Origin of the sequence: Acrocarpospora macrocephala (assembly GCF_009687865.1) — a bacterium.
GTDB classification, from domain to species: Bacteria; Actinomycetota; Actinomycetes; order Streptosporangiales; family Streptosporangiaceae; genus Acrocarpospora; species Acrocarpospora macrocephala.
The window spans coordinates 39,890-63,793 of the sequence record NZ_BLAE01000011.1; the positions used below are offsets into that span (position 1 = coordinate 39,890).

Annotated in this window: 15 protein-coding genes; 12 read left to right on the top strand and 3 right to left on the bottom strand. The window is 70.7% G+C overall.

Annotated features, from left to right (window positions below; translation table 11 throughout):
• Positions 1 to 126 precede the first annotated feature (126 nt).
• Together Amac_RS10535 and Amac_RS10540 are read left to right on the top strand one after the other, a co-directional pair.
• Entirely contained in the window at positions 127 to 6,687 is a 6,561-nt protein-coding gene (locus Amac_RS10535; RefSeq protein WP_170322426.1) for a non-ribosomal peptide synthetase, read from the top strand.
• On the top strand, positions 6,684 to 8,285 hold the full coding sequence (locus tag Amac_RS10540; RefSeq protein ID WP_155354148.1) for a condensation domain-containing protein: 1,602 nt from the start codon (positions 6,684 to 6,686) through the stop codon (positions 8,283 to 8,285). Before Amac_RS10535 ends, Amac_RS10540 begins: the two co-directional genes overlap by 4 nt.
• On the opposite strand, the gene Amac_RS10545 is transcribed toward Amac_RS10540, so the two are convergent.
• Complete coding sequence (locus Amac_RS10545) at positions 8,282 to 9,007, bottom strand: TetR/AcrR family transcriptional regulator (protein ID WP_155354149.1); 726 nt, start codon at positions 9,005 to 9,007, stop codon at positions 8,282 to 8,284. The genes Amac_RS10540 and Amac_RS10545 overlap by 4 nt on opposite strands.
• A 79-nt stretch (positions 9,008 to 9,086) precedes the next feature.
• Here Amac_RS10545 and Amac_RS10550 point away from each other — a divergent pair, with 79 nt between their 5' ends.
• The 10 genes from Amac_RS10550 (at position 9,087) to Amac_RS10595 (ending at position 21,461) form a co-directional block, all read left to right on the top strand.
• The gene (locus Amac_RS10550) at positions 9,087 to 10,592 is read left to right on the top strand and encodes an MDR family MFS transporter (protein ID WP_155354150.1); all 1,506 of its coding nucleotides are present in this window, start codon (positions 9,087 to 9,089) and stop codon (positions 10,590 to 10,592) included.
• A 135-nt stretch (positions 10,593 to 10,727) separates the two neighbouring features.
• On the top strand, positions 10,728 to 11,552 hold the full coding sequence (locus Amac_RS10555) for an ABC transporter permease (protein WP_155354151.1): 825 nt from the start codon (positions 10,728 to 10,730) through the stop codon (positions 11,550 to 11,552).
• Complete coding sequence (locus Amac_RS10560) at positions 11,528 to 12,250, top strand: ABC transporter ATP-binding protein (protein ID WP_155354152.1); 723 nt, start codon at positions 11,528 to 11,530, stop codon at positions 12,248 to 12,250. The genes Amac_RS10555 and Amac_RS10560 overlap by 25 nt, the downstream gene beginning before the upstream one ends.
• Positions 12,247 to 13,221 (top strand): ABC transporter substrate-binding protein, encoded by a 975-nt coding sequence (locus Amac_RS10565; protein ID WP_155354153.1) that lies wholly within the window; start codon positions 12,247 to 12,249, stop codon positions 13,219 to 13,221. The genes Amac_RS10560 and Amac_RS10565 overlap by 4 nt, the downstream gene beginning before the upstream one ends.
• Complete coding sequence (locus Amac_RS10570) at positions 13,218 to 14,333, top strand: LLM class flavin-dependent oxidoreductase (protein WP_155354154.1); 1,116 nt, start codon at positions 13,218 to 13,220, stop codon at positions 14,331 to 14,333. Before Amac_RS10565 ends, Amac_RS10570 begins: the two co-directional genes overlap by 4 nt.
• Before the next feature lie 673 nt (positions 14,334 to 15,006).
• A complete protein-coding gene (locus Amac_RS10575) occupies positions 15,007 to 17,064 on the top strand; it encodes an N-acetylneuraminate synthase family protein (RefSeq protein WP_281356269.1) in 2,058 nt (685 codons plus the stop codon).
• A 31-nt stretch (positions 17,065 to 17,095) separates the two neighbouring features.
• Positions 17,096 to 18,019, top strand: coding sequence for a glycosyltransferase family 2 protein (locus Amac_RS10580; RefSeq protein WP_155354156.1), 924 nt, complete (start codon positions 17,096 to 17,098; stop codon positions 18,017 to 18,019).
• Positions 18,016 to 19,242, top strand: coding sequence for a polysialyltransferase family glycosyltransferase (locus Amac_RS10585; protein ID WP_155354157.1), 1,227 nt, complete (start codon positions 18,016 to 18,018; stop codon positions 19,240 to 19,242). The genes Amac_RS10580 and Amac_RS10585 overlap by 4 nt, the downstream gene beginning before the upstream one ends.
• A gap of 71 nt (positions 19,243 to 19,313) precedes the next feature.
• On the top strand, positions 19,314 to 20,060 hold the full coding sequence (locus Amac_RS10590; RefSeq protein WP_218041004.1) for a pirin family protein: 747 nt from the start codon (positions 19,314 to 19,316) through the stop codon (positions 20,058 to 20,060).
• Positions 20,061 to 20,171: 111 nt separating this feature from the next.
• A complete protein-coding gene (locus tag Amac_RS10595) occupies positions 20,172 to 21,461 on the top strand; it encodes a CHAP domain-containing protein (protein ID WP_170322427.1) in 1,290 nt (429 codons plus the stop codon).
• Between the two features lie 84 nt (positions 21,462 to 21,545).
• Here the strand turns inward: Amac_RS10595 and Amac_RS10600 are convergent, their stop codons facing one another.
• Both Amac_RS10600 and Amac_RS10605 read right to left on the bottom strand, forming a co-directional pair.
• Positions 21,546 to 22,817, bottom strand: a complete 1,272-nt coding sequence (locus Amac_RS10600; RefSeq protein WP_246268234.1) for a DUF6716 putative glycosyltransferase — start codon at positions 22,815 to 22,817, stop codon at positions 21,546 to 21,548.
• Positions 22,814 to 23,785: a hypothetical protein gene (locus tag Amac_RS10605; protein WP_155354160.1), complete on the bottom strand. Its 972-nt coding sequence runs from the start codon at positions 23,783 to 23,785 to the stop codon at positions 22,814 to 22,816. Before Amac_RS10605 ends, Amac_RS10600 begins: the two co-directional genes overlap by 4 nt.
• Between the last annotated feature and the right edge of the window lie 119 nt (positions 23,786 to 23,904).

Below are 23,904 nucleotides of genomic sequence, written 5' to 3' on the forward strand. Positions count from 1 at the left end.
CATAAACCACCGGCAAGGCATGAAAACTAGGGCTTGTCGCGCGCGCGTGCAGCGTGGTTCACTGACGCCGTCCTCAGATCTGTAAGCAAACTTTCCAGTAACAAACTTTCCAGTTTGGCGGTTTCCGTGGCACAGCCGCTCTCGTACGGCCAGGAACGGCTCTGGTTCCTGCATCGGCTCGACCCTGAGGACCACTCCTACAACACCTGCCACGCCGACCGGCTGCGCGGCCCGATCGACCTCGATCGCCTGGCCGCGGCCTTCACGGCGGTGGCCGCCCGCCAGGAATCCCTGCGCACCCGCTTCGACGAGATCGACGGCACGCCGGTCGCGATCCTCTGCCCGCCCGAGCCGATCACGATCACCGTCAGGGACGCCGCGGACATCGGCGATGCCCGCCGGATCGTCTCCGCCGCCGCCAACGCGCCGTTCGATCTGTCCGCCGCTCCCCCGCTCCGGGTCACCCTGGTACGGCTGGCGCCCGACGACCACATCCTCGCGATCACGCTGCACCACATCATCGCCGACGGCATGTCGGTGGCCCTGCTCAGCGACGAGATCGCCCACTATTACGCCGGACGCCCGCCGCTGCCGCCGCTGCCCGTGCAGTACGCCGAGCACGCCCGCGCGGAACGCGCCAACGGGCCGGCCGAGCTCGGGCGCTGGGCGCGGGCGCTGGCCGGGACGCCCGTGCTGGAGCTTCCCGTCGACCGTCCCCGGCCGCCGCAGCGGACCGGGGACGGCGGCGAGGTCGAGTTCGTGGTCGCGCCCGAGCTGGTGGCGGGGGTCGCGGAGCTGGCGCGCGCGCATCGGTGCACGCCGTTCATGGTGTGGCTGACGGCCTACCAGGTGCTGCTGGCCCGGCACAGCGGGCAGGAGGATTTCTGCGTGGGCTCGCCGGTGGCGCGGCGGGATCGGACCGAGCTGGAGCCGCTGATCGGGCATCTGTCCGGGACGCTGGTGCTGCGGACGGATCTGAGCGGGAATCCGAGTTTCCTGGAGGCGGTCAAGCGCACCCGGCGGACGGTGATCGAGGCGATCAGCCATGCGGACGTGCCGCTGGAACGGCTGCTGGGGGCGCTGGAGATCGAGCGTGATCTGAGCAGGACTCCGCTGTTCCAGACGATGTTCGCGCTGCACACGCAGGTCACCGGGGAGGCGTCGGCGGGTCCTGTGCCGGGGACGGACGCGACGCCGTTCACGCCGGGGTGGATGGCGGCGCGCACCGATCTGTCGCTGGATCTGTGGCCGTCGAACCGGGGGCTGGTCGGGTCGCTCATCTACAGCGCGGACGTGTTCGCGGAGGCGACCGCGCGGCGGCTGGCGGAGCGGTTTCAGGTGCTGGTGGAGTCGATCGTGGGGGCGCCGGAGACGCGCGTACACGACCTGGAGATGCTGCCCGCCGGGGAACGGGACTGGCTGCTGAGCAGGGGGTCGTTCGCGGACGTTCCGCCGGTGACGCTGGCCGATCTGGTCCTGGCTCAGGCCGCGGCGACTCCGGACGCGGTTGCCGTGGATGAGATGAAATATGCGGATTTAGTGGGGCGGGCTGCGGGGCTGGCGGCACGGTTGCGGGACAAGGGCGTCGGGCGGGGGTCGCTGGTCGCGGTTCAGGTCTCGCGAGGGCCGGGGATCCTGGTCGCCTTTCTCGGGGTGACGCTGGCGGGGGCGGCGTATCTGCCGGTGGATCCGGAGTATCCGCAGGCCCGGGTGGATTACGTGCTCCGGGATTCCGGGGCCGTGCTGGTGCTGACCGACGACGATCTCGGTGAGACGGGGGTGCCGGTGCCCGGGTGGCTGCCGCGTCCCGATGACACCGCTTATGTGCTGTACACCTCCGGGTCGACCGGGCGGCCCAAGGGCGTGATCGTGCCGCATGGGGCGCTCGCGAATCTGCTGCTCGCGATGCGGGAGCTGATCGGGTCGACGCCGGAGCACGCCTGGCTGGCGCTGACGTCGACGGCGTTCGACATCTCGGCGGTCGAGCTGTTCCTGCCGTTGATCACCGGCGGCCGCGTGGTGATGGCCACCGCCGACCATGCCCGCGACGGGATGGCGGCGGCCGAGCTGATCCGGCGAAGCGGCGCGACCCACGTGCAGGCGACCCCGTCCGGCTGGCGCATCCTGCTCACCGGCGACTTCCCGGAAATAACCGGAATCACCGCCGGGGAACCGCTGTCGCCCCAACTCGCCCGGGAGTTGTGCGCCCGCACAAACCGCCTCATCAACGGGTACGGCCCGACAGAGACCACCATTTACTCCTCGACCTGGGACGTCGACTCGACCGACATCACCATCGGCCACCCAATCACCAACACTCGGGCCTACATCCTCGGCCGATCCGGCCTGTCCCCCATCGGCGTCCCCGGCGAACTCGTCCTCGGCGGCCATGGCGTCACCACCGGCTACCTCGGCAGAGCCGCCCTCACCGCCGAAAAGTTCGTCCCCTCCCCGTACGGCCCCGCAGGCTCGCGCCTATACCGCACCGGCGACCTGGCCCGCTGGCGCCCCAACGGCACCATCGAATTCCTCGGCCGCACCGACAACCAAATCAAACTCCGCGGCCACCGCATCGAACTAGGCGAAATCGAATCCGTCCTCGACTCCTACCCGGGGGTACGACAAGCGGTTGCGACCGTCTGCGACGACACCCTGATCGCGTTCATCGTGCTTACCGGTGATGTTCACGAGCGTACGAGCGGATCCGGCACGAACGACGACGCTCACGAGCACTCGAGCGGCTCCGCCGTGGATGGCACCGTTCATGAGCAGACGAGCGAGACCACTGCGAGTGGCGGCGTTCACGGACGTATGGGGGGATCCGCCGCAGGCGCGATTCGTCCGCAGATGAGCATTTCCATCGCCGACGATGTTCGTGCGCATGCCGCGCGGGTGCTGCCTGGTTACATGGTTCCCCGGCAGGTCGTCGTGCTCGACGAGATGCCGATGACGCCCAACGGGAAGGTGGACCGGGGCGCACTGCCCGGGCACACCCCCGCCGCGCGGGCCGACCGCGTGCCGCCCCGGACGGACGCCGAGCGGATGGTCGTCTCGGTGTTCGCGGAGGTGCTCGGGCGGGACGCGGGCGAGATCGGGGCATATGACGACTTCTTCGCGCTTGGCGGGCATTCGCTGCTGGCCACGATGGTGATCGCACGGTTGCCGATCCGGGTTCCGGTCCGGGAGGTGTTCACCCGGCCGACCGCCGCCGCGCTGGCGGAATTGCTGGAAGCGCCCGGCGTACCAGATCGGGAGGGGCCGGTGCCGAGGCCGGCCGGGACGACGCCGCCGCTGTCGAGCGGTCAGGAGCGCCTCTGGTTCCTGAACCGGCTGTATCCCGAAACCGACGCCGCGTTCAACATGTGGGTGGTCCGCCGCCTGCGCGGCCCGCTCGACGTCGACGCGCTCCGGAACGCGTTCAGCGTGGTGGCCGGACGCCACGAAAGCCTGCGCACCCACTTCCCCGACGCCGACGGCGTGCCCGTCGCTGTGATAGACCCGCCAGGCCCCTTCCCGGTGGAGTATTTGACCGGCACCGACGCGACGCAGTCGATCGAGCAACCGGAGAATCTGACCGGCGGGGGTGCCAGGCAAACGACCGACCCGCCTGGGAGCTTTCCGGTGGGGCCGTTGGCCGGCGTCGACGTGGCACAGGCCGTGGCCGAGCGGGTGAACACGCCGTTCGCGCTGGATGAGCGGCCGCCGATACGGGTGACGTTGATCCGGCAGGGTGATGACGATCATGTGCTTTGCCTGGTGGCGCATCACATCCTCGGGGATGGCTGGTCGCTGAATCTGATGCTGGACGAGCTCGCGGACGCCTACTCCGGGCGTTCGCTGCCCGAGGTGCCGTTGCAGTTCGGGGACGTCGCCGTGTGGCAGCGGGGGCGGGACACGGCGGAACTGCTGGAGTACTGGCGGGACCGGCTGGCCGATCCCACGCCGCTCGACCTGCCCACGGATCGCCCGCGAAGTGTCGGCAGCGCCGGGCGGGGGGCCACCGTGGACTTCCGGCTCAGCGCTGGGGACGCGGCCGCGCTGACCGCGATGGGCCGTCGGCACGGGGCGACGTTGTTCATGACGTTGCTGGCGGCCTACCAGGTGCTGCTGGCCCGGCACAGCGGCCGGGACGACATCCTCGTCGGCACCTCCAACGCGGGGCGGGACACGCTCGCGCTCGAATCCGTGGTCGGCTATCTCACCGACATCCTGGTCCTGCGCGGCGACCTGTCCGGCGATCCGGCGTTCACCGACCTGCTGGCCGCGACCCGGACGAGCGTGCTGGACGCGTTCGCGCATCAGGGCATCCCGTTCGAGGAACTGGTCAGCACGCTCAAGCTCGAACGCGACCTGACGCGGACGCCGGTGTTCCAGACCATGGCGATCCTGCACACCGAGGACTCCGGCCGGGAACCCCGCCCGTTCGCCGGGCTCACCGTCGAGGGCTTCCCGGGCGGCCACGCCCAGGCCAAGTTCGACCTGATGCTGGAAGCCTGGCACGACGAAGGCGCCGAACTGCTCGTGCAGTTGGAGTACGACACGGCACTGTTCGACACGGCGACGATCGAAGCGATGGCGTCCCGCCTCCAACGCCTCCTCCTGTCCATCACAACCAATCCATCCCAGCATCTCTCCGCCCTCCCCCTGCTCACCGGAGCCGACGAAACGTTCCTCGCGACCGTCTCCGAAGGCCCTCACCTCCCGGCGCCGAGACCCGTCCTCGACCTGATCACCGACTCAATCCAGAAATATCCGGATCTGGTCGCCATCAGCTGCGGCGATCGCCAAGTCACGTACCGCGAACTCGGCGAAATGATCGAGAAGACCGCAAGGCCAGGCGGCAAGGGCGCCATACATCCGGGCAACGGCGCATCGGGAAGCGCAAGCCTGGGTGAGAGTGACAACGGCCTACGCCCCGGCAACGGCACCGCCGCCGAACATGCCGTCGGTGGCGAAGCCGCGGGCCAGGGTGAACACATCCAGCATCAAGGCGAAATTTCCGGAAAGGCCGAAAATCCGGGCGAAGTCGCGGGCAAGGGGCGAAACGTCCAACGTCCGGGCGAAGTCGGGGCGGTTACCGGTGGCTTGGAAGACGCGGGCACGGGTGGGAACGTCCAACCTCCGGGCGAAGTCGAGGCGATAGCCAGTGGCGGGGAAGACGCGGGGATCTGGGAGGTGTCGCTGGAGCGGTCGCCGGAAGGGATCGCGGCGTTGCTGGGCGCGTGGAAGTCCGGTGCCGCCTATCTTCCGATCGATCCGGCTCTCCCGGCTGAGCGCATTGACTTCATGCGTTCCGAAGCCACCGCGACGCCCGCCGATGGCGTCGCCTGTGTGCTCTACACCTCGGGCTCCACGGGAGTTCCCAAGGGTGTTCTCATCGAGCACACCGCCTTGGCGGCCCGGGTCGCGTGGATGGTGGCCGCGTATGGCATCCGCCCGGGTGATCGGATCGTGCAGTTCGCTGCCTTGAGTTTCGACACGCACGCCGAGGAGATCTATCCGGCGCTCGCCGCGGGGGCCACGCTGGAGCTCCTGCCCGATGGGCCGGTCACGCTCCCGGACGTTCTCGCCACGCCGAACGGGCAGGGAGTGACGGTTCTCGATCTGCCGACGGCGTACTGGCACCACCTGGTGGGGCAGATCGATGAGATCGCGTGGCCGTCCGGGCTTCGGCTGGTCATTCTGGGTGGCGAGGAAGTTCAGGCCGCGGCTGTCGCCCGGTGGCGTTCCCGGTTCGGGGAGCGGATCCGGGTCGTCAACACGTATGGGCCGACCGAGACCACCATCATCGCCACGGCGGCCGACCTGATTCCGGCCGATGGTCAAGCCGGTTCCAGGCCGCCGATCGGAAGGCCCATCGCGGAGACGCGGGTCGTGGTGCTCGATCGGTCCGGGGTGCCGGTGCCGCCGGGAGCTCCTGGGGAGTTGTGCATCGGCGGAGCCGGAGTAGCGCGGGGATATCTGCGGCGTCCCGAGCTGACCGCCGAGCGGTTCGTCGCCTGGGGCGAGCAGGGGGCCCGGCTCTACCGCTCGGGAGACCGCGCCCGCTGGCGGCCCGACGGGCAGCTGGAGTTCCTCGGGCGGATCGACGAGCAGGTCAAGGTCCGGGGGTTCAGGGTCGAGCCGGGTGAGGTGGAGGCGCGGCTGCTCGCCCACCCCCGGGTGCGGCAGGTCGCGGTGACCGCCGCCGAGGACCGCCTGGCCGCGTACGTCGTCGCCGACGGCGTCACCCGAGCCGAGCTGACGGCGTTCGCCGGGGAGTCCCTGCCCGCCTACATGGTCCCTTCGGTGTGGGTATGGCTGGAGGAGCTGCCGCTGACCCGGCACGGGAAAGTGGATCGGCGGGCGTTGCCGTACCCGGAGATCGAAATCCAGGCCGGGAGCGTGCCGCCGCGGACGGACGCGGAGCAGCTGGTCGCCGAGGTGTACGGCGAGGTGCTCGGCGTCGGCGAAGTCGGCGCTCTGGATGACTTCTTCGCCATCGGCGGGCATTCGCTGCTGGCGGCGCGGGTCATCGCCCGGATCCGGTCGATCACCGGGGTGGACGTGCCGATTCGCACCATGTTCGACGGTTCCACGGTGGCCGCCCTGGCGGAGGCCGTCGAGACGCTGCTGGTCGAGGAGCTCGAAGGGCTCTCCGACGAGGAGGCGGCGCTGCTGGCCCGATCTGTGAGGAGCGACCCATGATCATCGCCCGTTTCCGCGCGGCGGAAGCGCGCACCGGCCCGCTGACGATGGGCCAGGCGAACATGGTCCGCTGCGTGCTCACCGACCCGCCCGAGCACATGAACTACCGGGCCGTACGCCCGCTCCCGCCGGAGACGACCCTGGCCGCGCTGGCCGAGGCGGCCGGCCAGCTGATGTCCCGGCACGAGTCGCTGCGCACCCTCGTCCGCGACGACACCCAGCACGTGCTCGCCACCGGCGAGCTGGTCATCCCGGTCCGCGACTCCGCCACCCCGGAGGAGACCGCCGAGGAACTCGCCCGCGAACTCCAGGGAGCGCGGTTCGCCCTGGAGTCCGAGGTGCCGTTCCGGGTCGCCGCCGTCACCTGCGGCGGTGTGCCTCACCAGGTCGCCCTGGTGACCACCCACAGCGTCGTGGACGCGACCGGCCTGGCGGTGCTGCTGGCCGAATGGGACGCCCTCATCCTGGGCAAACCCCTCCCCCCGGTGACCGCCCCGCAGCCGCTGGACGTGGCCGCGAGCGAGCGCAGCCCGGCCAGCCTGCGCCGCGCCGACGCCGCGCTGCGCTACTGGGAGGAGCACCTGCGCCGCATCCCCCGCTCCACCCTGACCGTCTCCGTGGACGACACCGGCACCGAATGGCTGCTCCCCCGCCTGCGCGTGCGCTCGACCGCCGCCGCCCGCGCCCTGCGCCGGATCACCGCGCGCACCGGCGTGAGCGCGTCGGCGGCCACCCTCGCGGCCCTGGCCACGCTCCTCGGCCTGCGTGGCGGCGCCTCCGTCGTGCCCGTCCTGTCCATCTCGGCGAACAGGTTCCGCCCGGACCTCCGCGAGTACGTGGGACCGCTGGCCCAGGACGCCCTGGTCCCCGTGGATCTCGACGCCGGCACGTTCGACGATGTGCTGCGTGGGGTGCGGGCGATCACGCTCGCCGCGTACCAGAACAGCAGGTTCGACGCCGCCGCCCTGATCCGCGTCATGGAGGCCGTGCAGCGCGACCGCGGCGTGTTCTTCGCCAGGGACGTCGTGTTCAACGACATGAGCGTGCCCGGCCAGGGCGGGCGCGTGAGCCGTGCCGACGACGGCGTGCACTCGACCTGGCTCCCGGAGGCGACGCTGCCGACCCGGCTGTCCCTGTGGGTCAACCGTCTCGAAGGCGAGTTCGACGTGACGCTCTGGGCCGATCCGCGTGTCATCCCTCGCGCGGACGCGCAAGCCGTCGGCGAGGGCATGGCCCGCCTGCTCATCGACGCGGCCACCCGGGACGTCCCGCTCGCCGAACTCGCCGTCACGCCGCTCCCCCGCGACCACGACTGGGTCAGATCCGACAACTGCTGGACCGATCTGGCGGAGGTGCGCCGGCTGCTTCCGCCGGGCTCGGAGGTCGTGGCGGTGCCCGATGAGGGGCTGGGGGCGCGGCTCGTGGCGTACACGACGGCGGACACCACGCCGCAGGAGCTGCACAACGCCTGCCTGACCGCCCTTCCGGGGCGCATGTCCGCCATCGCCCCGCATCACTACATCGTCTGCGCGGCCTCGCCCGCGCCGGGCGAGCGCTGGGAGGACCAACCCCGCCTGGCCGAAGGCGACGGCCGCTAAGGGAGCGCGGCGGCGATGGCGTTGAGGACGCGGTCCAACCCGTACTGAAATCGTTCTTCCGGGGACAGGTGCGGAACCCGGGCTTCCACCACCGAGCGCGTGAACATCGGATACTCACCGGACTCGATCAGGCTCCGGGCATACGGGCCGTAGGCGATCATCCACTGGCGCATGTCCATGCCGGTACGGCGGGCCTCGTTCAGCCACGCGACCTCACGATGGACCGCGCTGTTGACGTAGTCGGTCAGCATCTCGGCCAGACCGGCGATCTCATCGATGCTCAGGCCGAATCCGTCGAGGACGCTGAGGGTGAACTCGTACACGCGCAGGCTGTTGGGCCCCAGGTTCGGGCGCCGGGCGGCCAGCGCGACCTGCCAGGGATGACGCAGGCCGACGGCGCGGGTCTGGTGGGACACCAGGGTGAGATCCGCCCGCCAGTCCCCGCTGGGACACGGCGGCAGGTCCATCTCGGCCATGACCTCGTCGAGCATGAGGTCGATCAGGTCATCCCGTTTGGGGACATAGCGATAGAGCGACATGGCGCCGGTCCCCAGGGCGTCCGCGATCCGGCGCATGGTGGCGGCCTCCAGGCCCTCCGCGTCCGCGATGGTGATGGCCTGCTGGACAATCTGGGCCCGGCTGAACCCGGGTCGCCGCCCGGGTCCTGAGCGCTCCACCCGCTCGGGACGCATCCAGATGCTCACTAGCTCGTCGCCGGACATGTCGGTTTCCTCCTTGCGTACATCGTACCCGAATGGCTAGTCTCCGATTTTGAGTACGGAGTACCCAATTGGAGGACAGATGCGACGATCACTGTATGCCGGGCTGACCGGCGTGGTCATCGGCGTGGTCACAGCGCCGCTCGACGGGATGATGCTGGGCCCCGCGCTCCCCGCGATCGTGGGCGAGCTCGGCGGCCTGGAACACTTCTCCTGGCTGGTCACGGCCTATCTGGTCGCCACGGCCGCGGCGACCCCGATCTGGGGCAAGCTCGGCGACCTGTACGGCAGAAAGCTCGGCTACATGGCCGCCATCGTCCTGTTCCTGCTGGGGTCGGGCCTGGCCGGCCTCTCCCAGGACATGGTCCAGCTGATCGGCTTCAGGGCGCTGCAGGGGCTGGGCGGCGGCGGGCTGCTGGTGGGGGCCATGGCGCTCATCGCCGAGCTGGTGCCACCCCGCGAGAGCGGGAAGGTCATGGGGCTGTTCGGGATGATGATGCCGGTCGCCTTCATCGCGGGGCCGCTGCTCGGCGGCCTGTTCGCCGAGCGGCTGAGCTGGCGCTGGGCCTTCTACGTGAACATCCCGCTGGGCGTGGTGGCGCTGCTGCTCATCGGCTTCGCCGTGCGGGTGGAGCGCAGGAGGATCAAGGCGAAGATCGACTACCTGGGGGCACTGCTGCTGACCGCGGGGCTCGCCGCGCTGAGCCTGCTGGCGAGCTGGGCCGGCACCCGGTACGCGTGGAATTCCGTCCCGATCCTGGCTCTCGCGGCGGCCTCCCTGGTGGCCCTGGCGGCGTTCCTCCACGTGGAGCGCCGGGCCGCGGAACCGATCCTTCCGCTGCGGCTGTTCGCGGACCGCAACTTCGCCCTGGCGCAGGTCATCCGGTTCGTGAGCGGCGCCGGGATGGCGGTGGCCGCCTTCCTGCCGCAGTACATGCAGCTCGTGCAGGGCGCCTCGCCCATCGAGAGCGGCCTGCTGATCCTGCCCTCGATGCTCGGCATGGTCGTCGTGCTGTTCGGCAGCGGCCAGCTCATCGCCCGCAACGGGCGTTACCGGATTTATCCCATTCTTGGTGGGTTCGCGCTGACGGGCGGCATGCTCGTGCTGCTGGCCCTGCGGCCGGGGAGCAATCTGGCGCTCGCGTCAGGGCTCACGCTGCTCAGCGGTGTCGGCGTCGGCCTGCTGATGCAGAGCACCACGATCATCACCATCAACAGCGCCGAGCCCCGCGATCTGGGGGCGGCCAGCGGGTCGGTCAGTCTCTGGCACACGATGGGGGCTTCGCTGGGCGTGGCCGTACTCGGCGGGCTGTACACGGGCCGCCTGCAGGACACGCTCGCCGACCGGCTCGGGGCGGAGACCGCCCAGCGGCTCGTCTCCGGGCCCGGCCTGACGAGCGAGGCGCTACTCCAATCCCCCGCGCCGCTCCGCGACGCGGTCCACACGGCCGTGTCCGGCGGCGTGCATGCGATGGCCGTCGGCGGGGCGGTCCTCGGGCTCGTCGCCCTGGCGCTCGCCTGGTTCGTCGTCGAAGTCCCCCTGCGCGACCGCGAGTCCAGCCAAACCCCCGAACCCGCCGCGGTTTGACCCGGGCCGCGCCCTCGGCGTCACCGCCCGCCGAGGTGCCGGCGGCGCTAACCGACATCCTGATTACCCGATTGACTTGGTAGGAAATATAGGTAACCCTGAAGCGACAGTGCCCAGCGCTTGCGAGGTTTGCCTATGTCCGTCATCGAACTGGAGGCTCCGGCCGACGCCCGGGCGCGTTCCCGGCCTCGGCCGTCCCGGACGTCCGGGAAAGCCTGGCAACGCTGGCTCAGCCCGGTCGCGGTCATCGTGATCTGGCAGGTCGCCAGCAGCACCGGATTATTGCCGCCGCGGCTGCTGGCGGCGCCCGCCACCCTGGCCGCCACGGCCGCCGACCTGGTCCAGTCGGGGGTCCTGCCGACGGCCGTCGGCGTGTCGCTGCAGCGCGTGCTGCTCGGGTTCGCGGCGGGCGCGGCGGCCGGGATCCTGCTGGCCCTGGTCGCCGGGCTGAGCCGGCCGGGCGAGAACGCGGTCGACCCGCTCATGCAGATGTTGCGGGCACTGCCGTTCTTCGGGCTGATCCCGCTGTTCATCCTCTGGTTCGGGATCGGCGAGACCCCGAAGGTCCTGCTGGTCGCTCTGGCGGTCTCCTTCCCGCTCTACCTGAACACTTTCGCCGGCATCCGCGGCGTGGACGGCAAGCTCGCCGAGGTCGCCCACACCCTGAAACTCGGGCGAGCCGCGCTGATCCGGCACATCGTGCTGCCGGGCGCGCTCCCCCAGACGCTCGTCGGATTGCGGCAGAGCCTGGGCGTGGCCTGGCTGGCGCTCATCGTGGCCGAGCAGGTCAACGCCACCGCCGGGCTCGGATACATGATCAACGACGCCCGGGAGTTCCTGCGCACCGACGTGATCGTGGTCGGACTGCTCGTCTACAGCGCGCTCGGCCTGCTCACCGACGCCCTCGTCCGGCTGCTGGAGAGGAGGGCCCTGTCATGGCGGCGCGGCTTCCTGGGGTGAAGGCGGTGGCCTCCGTACGGGACCTGACCCGGGCGTTCGGCGAGCGGGTCGTGCTCGACGCGCTCGACCTGGAGATCGGCTCCGGCGAGTTCATCGCCCTGCTCGGGCGCAGCGGCTCGGGCAAGTCCACCCTGCTGCGCGCCCTGGCGGGCCTGGACCGGGAGGTCAGCGGGGAGCTCTCGGTCACCGATTCGGTCGCGGTGGCGTTCCAGGAGCCCCGGCTCGTGCCGTGGAAACGTGTCCTGGCCAACATCACCCTCGGCCTGGACGGGCCCGCCGAGCGGGCGCACGCCGCGCTCGCCGAAGTCGGCCTGACCGAACGGGCGCAGGCCTGGCCGCTCACCCTCTCCGGCGGCGAGGCCCAGCGCGCCAGCCTGGCCCGCGCCCTCGTCAGGGAGCCGGACCTGCTCCTGCTCGACGAACCGTTCAGCGCGCTGGACGCGCTCACCCGCATCACCATCCACCAGCTCGTCGTGGAGCTGTGGACCCGGCACCGGCCCGCCGTCCTGCTGGTCACCCACGACGTCGATGAGGCCCTGCTGCTGGCCGACCGCGTGCTCGTGCTCGACGAGGGCCGCATTGCGCACGACTCGCCGGTGACGGCCCCCCGGCCCCGGCACCGGGACAACCCCGAGCTCATCACACTCCGCGCCGACCTGCTCACCGCGCTCGGCGTCGCACCCGAAGGAAGGTCATGATCAGCACCGCCCGCCGGCTCCTCGCCGTCCTCCTCCTCACCGCCGCCGCCGGTACGGCCTGCGGCTCCGAGGACCCCGCCACGACCGGCCAGCCCGCGAAGGTCACGCTCCGCGTCGGCGACCAGAAGGCGGGCTCGCAGGCGCTCCTGAAGGCCGCGGGCCTGCTGGACGGCACCGACTACACGATCACCTGGTCCCAGTTCACCTCCGGGCCGCCGCTGCTGGAGGCCGTCAACGCGGGCGCGGTCGACGTGGGCGGGGTCGGCAACACCCCGCCGGTGTTCGCCGCCGCCGCGGGGTCCAAGATCAAGGTGGTCGCCGCGTACCGGCAGAATCTGGCCGCGGCCGCCATCGTGGTGCCCGACGCCTCGCCGATCACCGCCCCCGCCCAGCTCAAGGGCAAGAAGGTCGCGGTCGCCAAGGGCAGCTCCGCCCACTACCACCTGCTGTCGGTCCTGAAGAAGGAAGGCCTGACCTTCGCCGACATCCTGCCTCAGTATCTCCAGCCCGCCGACGCGCTGGCCGCGTTCTCCGGCGGCACGGTCGACGCCTGGGCGATCTGGGACCCCTTCACCTCCCAGGCCTCCATCCAGCACAAGGCCCGGCTGCTCGTGAACGGCGAAGGCTACGTCAACGGGCTCAACTTCCAGGTGGCCGCGCCGTCGGCGGTGGACGAAAAGGAGGCCGCCCTGCGCGACTTCCTGACCCGGCTGGCCAAGGCGCGCGCCTGGTCGGTGAACCACAAGGCCGAGTGGGCGAAGGTGTGGGCGGCCGAGACCGGCCTGCCGCAGGAGGTCGCCGACGCGGCCGTGGACAACGCGGTGGCCACCCCGATCCTGATCGACGACGCCGTGGTGACCTCCGAGCAGCAGATGGCCGACGCGTTCAGCGCGGAAGGCCTGATCCCGGGCAGCCTCAAGTTCGCCGACTTCGTCGACCAGCGGTTCAACGATGTGGTGAGCGCCCAGTGAGCGCGCCGCGATTCCACTGGTTCCTGCCCACCACGGGCGACGGCCGCTCGATCGTCGGCGGCGGGCACGGCCTGTCCCGCGTGCACGGCCGGTCCGAATACCGGCCGCCCACGATCGACTATCTCGGGCAGATCGCCCGCTCGGCCGAGCAGCTCGGCTTCGAGGCGGTGCTCACCCCGACCGGCACCTACTGCGAGGACGCCTGGCTGGTCACCGCGGCCCTCACCCAGGTGACCACCAAACTCAAGTTCCTGGTCGCGTTCCGGCCCGGCCTGCTCTCCCCCACGCTGGCGGCCCAGATGGCCGCGACGTACCAGCGGATCTCCGGCGGGCGGCTGCTGCTCAACATCGTCACCGGCGGCGAGGACGCCGAGCAGCGCCGCTTCGGCGACCACCTCGGCAAGGACGAGCGATACGCCAGGACCGACGAGTTCCTCTCCATCGTCAAGGGCGCCTGGAACCGCGGGTACGACTTCGCCGGCGACTACTACGACGTCGAGGACGCCACCGTGGCCGAGCGGCCCGACCCGCTGCCCGAGCTGTATTTCGGCGGTTCCTCCGCCGCCGCGGGGACGGTCGCGGCCAAGCACGTGGACGTCTACCTGACCTGGGGCGAGCCGCCCGCCGCCGTGGCCGAGAAGGTGGCGTGGGTTCGCGGGCTGGCCGCCGAGCAGGGGCGTACGCTGCGGTTCGGGATCCGGTTGCACGTGATCACGCGGGACACCTCGGCCGAGGCCTGGGCCGAGGCCGGGCGCCTGCTGGACCGCATCCCGCCCGAGGACATCGTCAAGGCCAGGAAACTGCTCGGGCAGAGCGCGTCGGTGGGCCAGCAGCGCATGCTGGCCCTGCACGCCGGATTCCAGGGCGGAACGGCCAGAGACCTGGAGGTCCATCCCGGGCTGTGGGCGGGCGTCGGCCTGGTACGCGGCGGCGCCGGAACCGCCCTCGTGGGCAGCCACGCCGAGGTCGCCGACCTGATCGAGGAGTACGCCGCGCTCGGCATCGAGGAGTTCGTCCTGTCCGGCTACCCGCACCTGGAGGAGGCCTACTGGTTCGGCGAAGGCGTCCTCCCCGAACTCCGCCATCGCGGCGTACTCCCCAAAGCGGCGTAACTCCCGCTGACCTAGCACAGAAAGGACCCACCGGGCGGGCCACGACGCGTGCCCCCGCCCGGTGGCGATGGCGCTCCCAGGTCCCTTCCGGGTCAGCTAACCCGGACCGAACCCAACCACGAGCCACGCTAAACAAGCCACTTATGTATGTCAATTAAACAAACTAAAATCATATCGCGCCCAATGAAAGTTACACGGGCGTTCCCGCGCTGGCCGGGAGGCGAATTCGCGGTGACCCGGTCGTGAACACGGCAGGCCCGCCGGCTGAGCCCGGCGGGCCTGCGACCCCTCTGGCGAGGGTCTAGGGCCCCCGATTTGGGGCGGTGAGAGGATCACCATCGGGGGCGGCCCGTCCGGACGATACGGGGGCTTCTCCGGACGGGCGTCTTGCAGAGCGGAGCGGTGGGAACCGGCAGCTCAAGCTTGGTTGGCGGGAGCGAATGACGCTCGCTTACCTCCATTCAATCCGCCGGGCCGCGGCGGCGACCAGAACCACTTGCGCTCCAGATGAGGGGGGCAGTGGTCCATCCGGCGGCACGGAATGTTCAGATTCATGCCCCTGGCCGTTCAGCTGCTCATCCCCTTGCGGGTCACCCTCATGGCTAGGTTTCCAGGCACCCCCGGGCTCGGGGCATAAGCGTGTCATCGCAGGTAAGAGGAGTGTCCCGTGCGAGTGCTTGCCGTTGTTCCTGCCCGTGGAGGTTCGGTGGGGGTTCCGCTGAAGAACCTGGAGCGTGTGGGCGGGACGCCGCTGGTGTCCCGGGCGGTGGCGACGTGCGTGCGCGCGGAGCTGGTCGACACGGTCGTGGTGAGCACCGATCACGCGGGGATCGCGGACGCGGCCGAGCAGGCGGGGGCGCGGGTGGTGCCGCGGCCGGCGGATCTGAGCGGCGGGACGGCGTCCAGCGAGTCGGCGGTGCTGCACGTGCTGGACGCGCTCGGCGAGGAGCCGGAGATCGTGATCCTGGTGCAGTGCACCAGCGCCTTCATCGACCCCAAGGACCTGGACGCGGCCATCGCGAAGGTGCTCGACGGCGAGGCCGACGTGGTCTTCTCGGGCATGGAGACCTTCGAGTTCATCTGGAACATCGACGGCGACGGGATCAATCACGACCCGGCGCACCGGCCGCGCCGCCAGGACCGCGACCCGCACTACCGGGAGACCGGCGCGTTCTACGTGATGCGGACGGCGGGGCTGCGCGAGCGCGGGCACCGGTTCTTCGGCGTCGTGGCCGTGCAGCCGGTCCCGGCCCGGCACGCGGTCGAGGTGGACACGCCCGAGGATCTCGAGATCGTGCGGGCCCTGGCGCCCTTCGTGGACGAGCCGCAGCCGATCGACGTGGACGCGGTGATCACCGACTTCGACGGGGTGCACACCGACGACCGGGCCTACGTGGACTCCGAGGGCCGGGAGATGGTCGCGGTGAGCCGGTCGGACGGCATGGGCGTGGCGCTGCTCAAGCGGTCGGGGGTCAAGCTGCTGGTGCTGTCGACCGAGCAGAACCCGGTGGTGGCGGCCCGGGCGCGCAAGCTGGGCGTGCCGGTGCTGCAGGGGCTGAACACCAAGCAGACGGCGCTGCGGGACTGGCTCGCCATCGAGGGCCTGGACCCGGCCCGAGTGGCCTACGTCGGCAACGACCTGAACGACCTGGCCTGCATGCAACTGGTGGGCTGGCCGGTCGCGGTGCCGGACGCGCATCCGAGGGTGCGGGCCGCCGCCCGGGTCGTGCTCACCCGCTCGGGTGGCGCCGGCGCGGTCCGCGAGCTCTGCGACCGGGTGCTGGCCGCCCGCCCGCCGCTGGCGGAGACGGAGCAGCCGCCGCTGAGCCCGCTGACCTTCCGCCCCCGCCCGGCCCAGTCCCCCAGCGTACGGATCGGCGACGCCCTGCTCGGTCCGGGCCACCCGGTGTACGTGATCGGCGAGATCGGCATCAACCACAACGGCGACGTGGACATCGCCCGCCGCCTGATCGACGTGGCCGTGGAGGCGGGCTGCCAGGCGGTCAAGTTCCAGAAGCGCACCCCGGAGATCTGCGTGCCGCCGGAGCAGCGCGGCCAGATGCGGCAGACGCCGTGGGGCGAGATGACGTACCTGGAGTACAAGATCCGCACCGAGTTCGGCCGCGACGAGTACACCCAGATCGCCAAGTACTGCGAGGAGCGCGGCATCGACTGGTTCGCCTCCCCGTGGGACGTGCCGTCGGTGCAGTTCCTGGAAGAGATGGACGTGGTCACCCACAAGGTGGCCTCGGCCTCGGTGACCGACCACGAGCTGCTGCGGGCGCTGGCCGCCACCGGCAAGCCGATCATCCTGTCCACCGGCATGTCCACGCTGGAGGAGATCGACAAGGCGGTGGAGATCCTCGGCACGTCGAAGCTCGTGATGATGCACGCCACCTCGACGTACCCGCTGCCGCCGGAGGAGGCCAACCTCCGCACGATCGTCACCCTCCAGGACCGGTACGGCGTGCCCGTCGGCTATTCCGGCCACGAGCGCGGCCTGCAGATCTCGCTCGCGGCGGTTACGCTGGGCGCGGTCACGGTGGAGCGCCATATCACCCTGGACCGCACGATGTGGGGTTCCGATCACGCGGCCTCGCTGGAGCCGAGCGGCCTCGAGCACCTGGTCCGGGACATCCGGATCATCGAGTCGGCGCTGGGCGACGGCGTCAAGCGGGTCTTCCCCGGCGAGGAGGCCCCCCGGGCCCGCCTGCGCCGCGTGACGGTCTGACCAGGACCGCCCGAGCCCTCGGAGGAGGATCTTGATCACGCTGTCGGTCATCGTGCCGGTGCGGGACGGCGAGCCGTATATCGCGGACGCCCTGACCTCGCTGGCGCGCAACGCGCGCGCGGACTTCGAGGTGATCGTCGTCGACGACGGCTCCGCGGACGCGACCGGCGAGATCGTGGCCGAGTTCCGGGACGAACTGCCCGCACTGCACGTGATCAGGCACGCCGAGGCGGCCGGGCTGGCGAGCGCGCGGAACGCGGGGCTGAAGCTGGCGTCCGGGCGGTATGTGACGTTCCTGGACGGGGACGACTGGATCGGGCGCGGCTACCTGGTGGCGCTGGTCGCCGCGATCGACGGCCTCGGCTGCGACTTCGTCCGGGTCGACCACGTCCAGTCGGACGGCCGCAAGCGGGAGCCGCATCGCGCCCCGGAGGCCCGCCGTGACGTGGTCCTGGATCCGCGCGACGCGATCCTGCCGACGGCCGCGAAGACCATGGTCGACTATCCGTACGCGTGGGCGGGCATCTACCGCCGCGAGCTCGGCGACCTGCTCGCCTTCCCGGACGGCCTGCACACCGCCGAGGACCGGCCGTGGATCTGGCGGCTGCACCAGCGGGCCAAGTCGTTCGCGGTGGTCTCGCTGTCGGGCGTGTTCTACCGGCGCGGCCTGCCGCAGTCGCTGACCCGGATCGGCGACGAGCGCCAGCTGCACTTCTTCGACGCCTTCGACCTGGTCCTGGCCGAGGTCGAGGATCCGTTCCGGGCGAAGGCGATCCGGACGTTCGTCGCGTTGCTCGCCAATCACCTTGAGATGAGCGACCGTCTCACCCCGGACACCGCGGCGCGTTTCGCCGAGCGCGGCGCGGCGACCCTGGCGGGATTGCCCGCCGACCTGGTGGCCGACGCGCTCGGCACCCTGGACCCTGACCGCCGCGCCCTGCTGAGGCCCACATGACGACGGTGTTCCACGCCTCCCGCCTGTTCGGCGCGATGACGCTCGCGGCCGCGATCGATTCCGGCGCGTTCAGCCCGTCGGGGCGGCGGGTGCTGATCGTGACCAACAACGCGGACATCCCGGAGATCTCGCTCGGCCTGGACGAAACGCCGGCCTTCGCCACCCTGCGGGACCGCTTCGACGAGGTGCACTCGTGGAACGAGATCATCGCGCCGCTGCACCCGTCGGAGTGGAAGGCCCGCACGATCGAGGTCCCGATGCTGGGCCGCCTGCTGCTGTCCCACCTCGGCGTCACGGACCTGCGGGAACTCGTGCTGGAGTCGGTGATCGTGCCGCCCGCGCGCAGCCTGCCGGGCCTGTTCAAGGACTGCCCGATCACGGTCTACTCCGACGGCCTGATGGCCCACAGCCCGACCCGCGACGTGCTGCCCGGCGAGATCTCCTCCCGGGTCACCCGCCTGATCCACCTCGGCCTGGTCCCCGGCGTCGCCCCGCTCCTGCTCAGCGAGTACGGCGTGCCCGCCGAGACCATCCCCGCCGAGTACTTCCCCAAGATCGAGACCCCGGCGGTCTACGGCGAGGCGATCATCCTCGGGCAGTACCTCTCGTCCCTGGGCATCCTCACCGAGGACGAGGAGAACCAGCTGCACGCCGGGATGCTGCGCGCCGTCGTCGCCCGCGGCCACCGCGAGGTGATCTTCCAGCCGCACCCGGCCGCCCGCCACCGCCAGGGCCGCGAACTGCGCCGCCTCGCCGCCGACCTGGGCGCCCGGCTCACCTTCCCCGCCGAGGGCACCCCCGCCGAGGCCCTTTTCGCCGCGGTACGGCCAAAGCTCGTGGTCAGCTGCTTCTCCACGGCCCTGACCACGGCCAAACTCTTCTTCGGCCTGCCCGTGGCCACGATGGGCACCGAACTCCTCCTGGAACGCCTCACCCCCTACGAGAACAGCAACCGCGTCCCGGTCACCATCGCCGACGCCACCTTCCCCCGCCTCGACACCGACGGCTCCCTCACCGACCCACCCAAGATCGACCTCCCCGGCCTGATCAGCGCGGTCGCGTACTGCATGCAACCCACCGCCCACCCCGAACTCCGCGACCCCGCCCACTCCTACCTGGAATCCAACGGCCCCATCCGCTACTTCAAACGCCGCCGCCTGGAATCCCTCAACCTCCCCACCCAACCCCGCTCCCGCCTCCGCTCCCTGATCCGCGGCCGGTAGGCCGGGAACATCCCCAGTCTGAGAATGGTTAACTTTTCAACCAACTCGACTGGAGGCACACGATGGTCACGGTGACGCCCGGTATGGACGTCCGGCGGGCGGGCGATCGGTACAAGACGCGGATCGGCTGGCTCGACTCCAAGCATTCCTTCTCCTTCGGACACCACCACGACCCGCGCAACACGCATCACGGCCTGCTGCTGGTCAACAACGACGACATCGTCACTCCGGGCATGGGTTTTGAGACCCATCCGCACCAGGACATGGAGATCGTCACCTGGGTGCTGCGCGGGTCGCTGGTGCACCAGGACTCCGAAGGGCACTCCGGCGTGATCTATCCGGGCCTGGCCCAGCGGATGAGCGCGGGAACGGGCATTCTGCACTCGGAGAAGAACGACTCCTGGCGTCTGGAAGGGGCGAAGCACGAGGAGCCTGTGCATTTCGTCCAGATGTGGGTGGTTCCGGACGAGGCTCGGATCGCCCCTGGCTACGAGCAGCTGGAACTCGACGACGCACTGCTGCGCGGCAAGCTCGCGATCGTCGCTTCGGGCATGCCCGGCCATGACGCCGCGATCCGGATCAAGAACAAGTACGCGGCCCTGCACGTCGCGCGCCTGGAGCCCGGCGACTCGGTGGACCTGCCCGAAGCGCCGTTCCTGCACCTGTTCGTCCCGCGCGGCTCGGTCACCCTCGAAGGGGCGGGCGCGCTCGGCGAGGGCGACGCGGTCCGGTTCACGGCGACCGGCGGCCAGCGGGTGACCGCGATCGACCCGGCCGAGATCCTGGTCTGGGAGATGCACGCCACCCTCGCCGCCTGAATTACGACATAACCGAATTAACTGAGACGCATACCTAAAGGGCATTAACGCGGCGATTCTTCTGCTTTATCGGCAAGCTTCCGGATGGCATTCGCGACGGAAGGACGAGCCTTGCGGAAGATCATCACGGCGGGAATGGTTCTGGGTCTGCTGGCGGGCGGCCCGGCGGAGGCATCCGCCGGAGCGCCGCTCCGGATGGCCGGGACCGCCTGGTTCGCCGGGGGCGGGGTGCCGATCTGCGCGAGCAGCACCGCGCCGACCTGCGCCGGCCAGCCGCACGTGGGCGGCGTCTCGTCCAACTGGTGGCAGTGCGTGGAGCTGGCCCAGCGCTTCTACCAGCGGCGCGGCTGGCACAAGGGCATCTTCGCCGGGGTCGGCATCGCCTCGCACATCTTCACCAAGGCGTCGGCGCTGCGGATGGCACCCCAGCCCAACGGCGCGATCACCGACATCGTCCCCGGCGACATGATCGTCATGAACCGCACCGGCCAGGCCGGCCACGTCGTGATCGTCGAATCCATCACCGCCAATCGGGACGGCACCCGCAACGTGATGACCGTCGGCCAGAACTCAAAGGTCGTCCGAAACCCGATGCGCTGGCACGGCGGCGTCCTCGACAGCTTCTGGGCCTCCTACAGCGTCGCGGGCGTGGTCCGCTCCCCCGCGAACATCGGCATCCTGTCGTACGGCGGCGGCGCCCCCACCTACGAAGAAGTCGTCAACGGCGGCGGCATCCACCCCATCGGAACCGCCCTCCTCTCGGTGACCTCGACAGGCCAAGCGTTCGGCGGCCCACTCCCCCACCGCGCGCCGACCACCATGACCGGCCGAATCGTCGACGCCGCCGCGACCCGGACGGGCAACGGCTACTGGCTGGCGAGCTCGACCGGCCAGATCTTCCCGTACGGCGACGCGAAGCCGTACCCCACGATCAAGGCCGGCATCACGGCGATCACGACCACGGACGACGGCCTCCTGCTGACCGACGCTTTCGGCCGCGTCTTCGCCCCGGGCAAGAAGCCAACCCGCAGCCCAGAAGGCTATTCAGGCAGATTTATCGACATAGAGGCAACCAAAGACGGCTACTGGCTCCTAACCTCCGCCGGCCAAATCCACGGCACGGCCCCTTGGCACGGCAACGCCACCACCTTCGACGCCGCCATCGTCGCCATGTCCGCGACACCCACCGGCAAGGGTTACGTCCTCCTCGACAAAACCGGCCACGTCTACGCCTTCGGCGACGCGAAACACCTGGGCGACCTGCCCACCGGATCACCGGAAGCCGCAGACATCGCCCACACCACAAACGGCTACACGATCATCACAAAGACCGGCACCACCCACTCGTTCGGCAATTCTCCCACCGCCCCCGTCACCAAGGGCTTCGCTGGCTACTTCTAAGAGATATCCGATCATGCCAGCTCATAACCGGCCGGTTTTCGGCCAGCCGATAAGGACGTCGGCGGGATCGATCCGACGAACGCCTCAGAAGGGTTTCAGGTAGCGGCGGATTCGGCGTTTGGTGCGGTAGCCGTACCTGAGGACGCGTGGGGGGATTTCGATGCGGAGGCGGGCGCGGCGGCGGGCGGAGGCGTGGGCGGAGCCGTCGAGGAGGGAGCGGGCCGGGGTGAGGGTGCCCTCGCGGGCGGCGACGACGAGGGCGGAGAGGCGGGGGATCCAGTCGCTGGTGGCGGCGTCGTGGAAGTAGTTGGCCTGGCACCAGTCGGGGGCGGGGGTGCGGAAGTCGGCTTTGGCCAGGTCGTCGAGGGTGCCGAGGGTGCCGCTGCCCTCGAAGACGAGGTTGATCATTTCGGCGCTGACGCCGAAGTCGGACAGGATCAGCAGCGGGACGTCCTGGGCGATGGCCTCCAGGGCGGCGGTCGAGCTGACCGTCACGAATCCGCCCGCGCGGGCCAGGTGCTCGTGCATGGGGCCGGCCTCGAAGCGGACCGCCCCGGCCCGGACCCGGCCGTCGGCGGCCATCGTGGTCCAGAGGCGTTCGTAGTGGTGGCGCTCGTTGTGGGTCTGGCGCTCGTCGTCGCGGGCCCGGAGCTTGACCACGATGTCGAGCTCGGGCCGGGCGTCGGCGAGCGACTGCAGCGCGAGCAGGATGTTCTCGCGATCCTCTCGCTTGGCCGGGACCTTGGCCTGGGTCGCGAAGATCACCCGATCGCCGCTCCCCCGGCTCCCCAGATCCAGGTACGGCAGGCGGGCCAGCGCGATCTCCCCGCCCCCGCCCAGCTCCCCCGCCAGCTCGGTGAACTCCCCCACCTCACGGCCGCTGTGCAGGATGAACAGATCGCAGCCGCTGCGGAACAGCCAGGCCTTCTCGGTCGCGGGCACCGAGATCCCGGGCAGCCCGGTCGCGAACACCGGCCGCGGCTTCAGCCCGGCCAGCACCTCGGCGGCCAGCGCGTCCACCACCGGTCCCGTGCAGGCCAGCAGCACCACGTCGGGACGGAACCGCTCGGCCGCCTTGCGCAGGCCGCGGGCGCCGAGCACCTGCGTCGGCCCCTCCTCGTCCGGCGATTGCGCGGGCGACCGCGCCGCGTCGAAGCGGGTGCCGCTCACGGCCGCCGCGATCTGCCCGGGCGACGGGGTGATCGGGGTGCGGACGACCGCGAGTTCCGTGGTCCAGCCCTGGGGCGCGGCGTCGAGCAGGCCCGCCGCCCATTTCAGGTAGGAGTCGGAGTCGGCGACGGCGAGCACGCGCAGGGGCAGCGGGACGAGCAGGCGGTCAGGGGTGGCGCGGGTCAAGGAGCAACCCTTTCATGGGCGAAGAGTTGGAGGTGGGAACGCAGGGACGGACCGGCGGAGGCCGTCCACCAGTCGTCGGGGACCTCGACGGTCTCGATCGAGACGCCGCGGGCCCGCAGCAGGATGCGCAGCGAGGTGACGGCCGTGGACGGCAGGCTGAGCACCCGCTGGTCCGGGCGCAGGCCGCGCAGCGTCATCTCGGCGGGCGCGCCGGTCTCGTACACGGTGACGCCGGAGATGCGCCGGACCCGTTCCAGGTCGCGGGGGTCCTCGCGGCGGTGCGGGTAGTACGCGACCGGTTCGTCGATGGCGGACAGCCACTTCACGTACGCGTCCCGGTGGATCAGGCCGTTGCGCACCAGCGAGGTGCCGAGCACGACGGTCCGCTCGTCGGGGGGGACGTCGCCGGGCTGGGAGCGCAGCCAGGTGAAGTCATGCCGCACCAGTTCGGCGCCGCGGGCCCGGACGGCCTCGGCCAGCGCGTCCGGAACCGGGAGCGCGGTGAAGACCGAGAGCCTGCCGCCGCGCAGGCGCAGCCCGGCGGCGGCGCCGAGGATCGAGCGGGCCAGGCCGGATTTGACCCGGGCGCGCAGCAGCGGGCGGCGGGCGACCAGCAGCTCGAGCAGCCGGATCGTGGCCAGCCCGTCGTCGACCAGGACGACCCGGCGGGGGGCCGAGGTGAGCAGGTTGAGCTGCACCCGGCCGGAGAAGGCGTCCCCGAACACCCAGGTCCTGCCGGGCTTGGGCATGCGCGCCGCGGGCTCGGCCAGTTCCAGTCCCGGCGGGAGGTCGAGGCGGGTCATCTCGGCGCGGGTACGGCGCAACGCGGGCAGCCCCGAGCGCGGCACGACCGTGGTGGCCGGGCCGAGCAGACCGGCATGCTGTGCCTCGATCACGCACAGCAGCTGTAAGGGGGATTCCACCCACGCGACGGCCTGGCCGTCCGAACTCTCCGAGGACCCTTTCACGACGGGCTCACCGTAGCCGTCAGATGCGACGGAACAGGGAACAACCGGTGAACAGCCGCCCACGGGACAACTGCCACGATCTTCACCCCCTCCGAGCGCCAGGACGTTTCCGCAGGTGG

Excerpts from the sequence above, each read along its gene's own strand:
- Amac_RS10540 (WP_155354148.1), top strand. The coding sequence starts at position 6,684 with ATGATCATCGCCCGTTTCCGCGCGGCGGAAGCGCGCACCGGCCCGCTG.
- Amac_RS10545 (WP_155354149.1), bottom strand. The coding sequence starts at position 9,007 with ATGTCCGGCGACGAGCTAGTGAGCATCTGGATGCGTCCCGAGCGGGTG.
- Amac_RS10550 (WP_155354150.1), top strand. The coding sequence starts at position 9,087 with ATGCGACGATCACTGTATGCCGGGCTGACCGGCGTGGTCATCGGCGTG.
- Amac_RS10555 (WP_155354151.1), top strand. The coding sequence starts at position 10,728 with ATGTCCGTCATCGAACTGGAGGCTCCGGCCGACGCCCGGGCGCGTTCC.
- Amac_RS10560 (WP_155354152.1), top strand. The coding sequence starts at position 11,528 with ATGGCGGCGCGGCTTCCTGGGGTGAAGGCGGTGGCCTCCGTACGGGAC.
- Amac_RS10565 (WP_155354153.1), top strand. The coding sequence starts at position 12,247 with ATGATCAGCACCGCCCGCCGGCTCCTCGCCGTCCTCCTCCTCACCGCC.
- Amac_RS10585 (WP_155354157.1), top strand. The coding sequence starts at position 18,016 with ATGACGACGGTGTTCCACGCCTCCCGCCTGTTCGGCGCGATGACGCTC.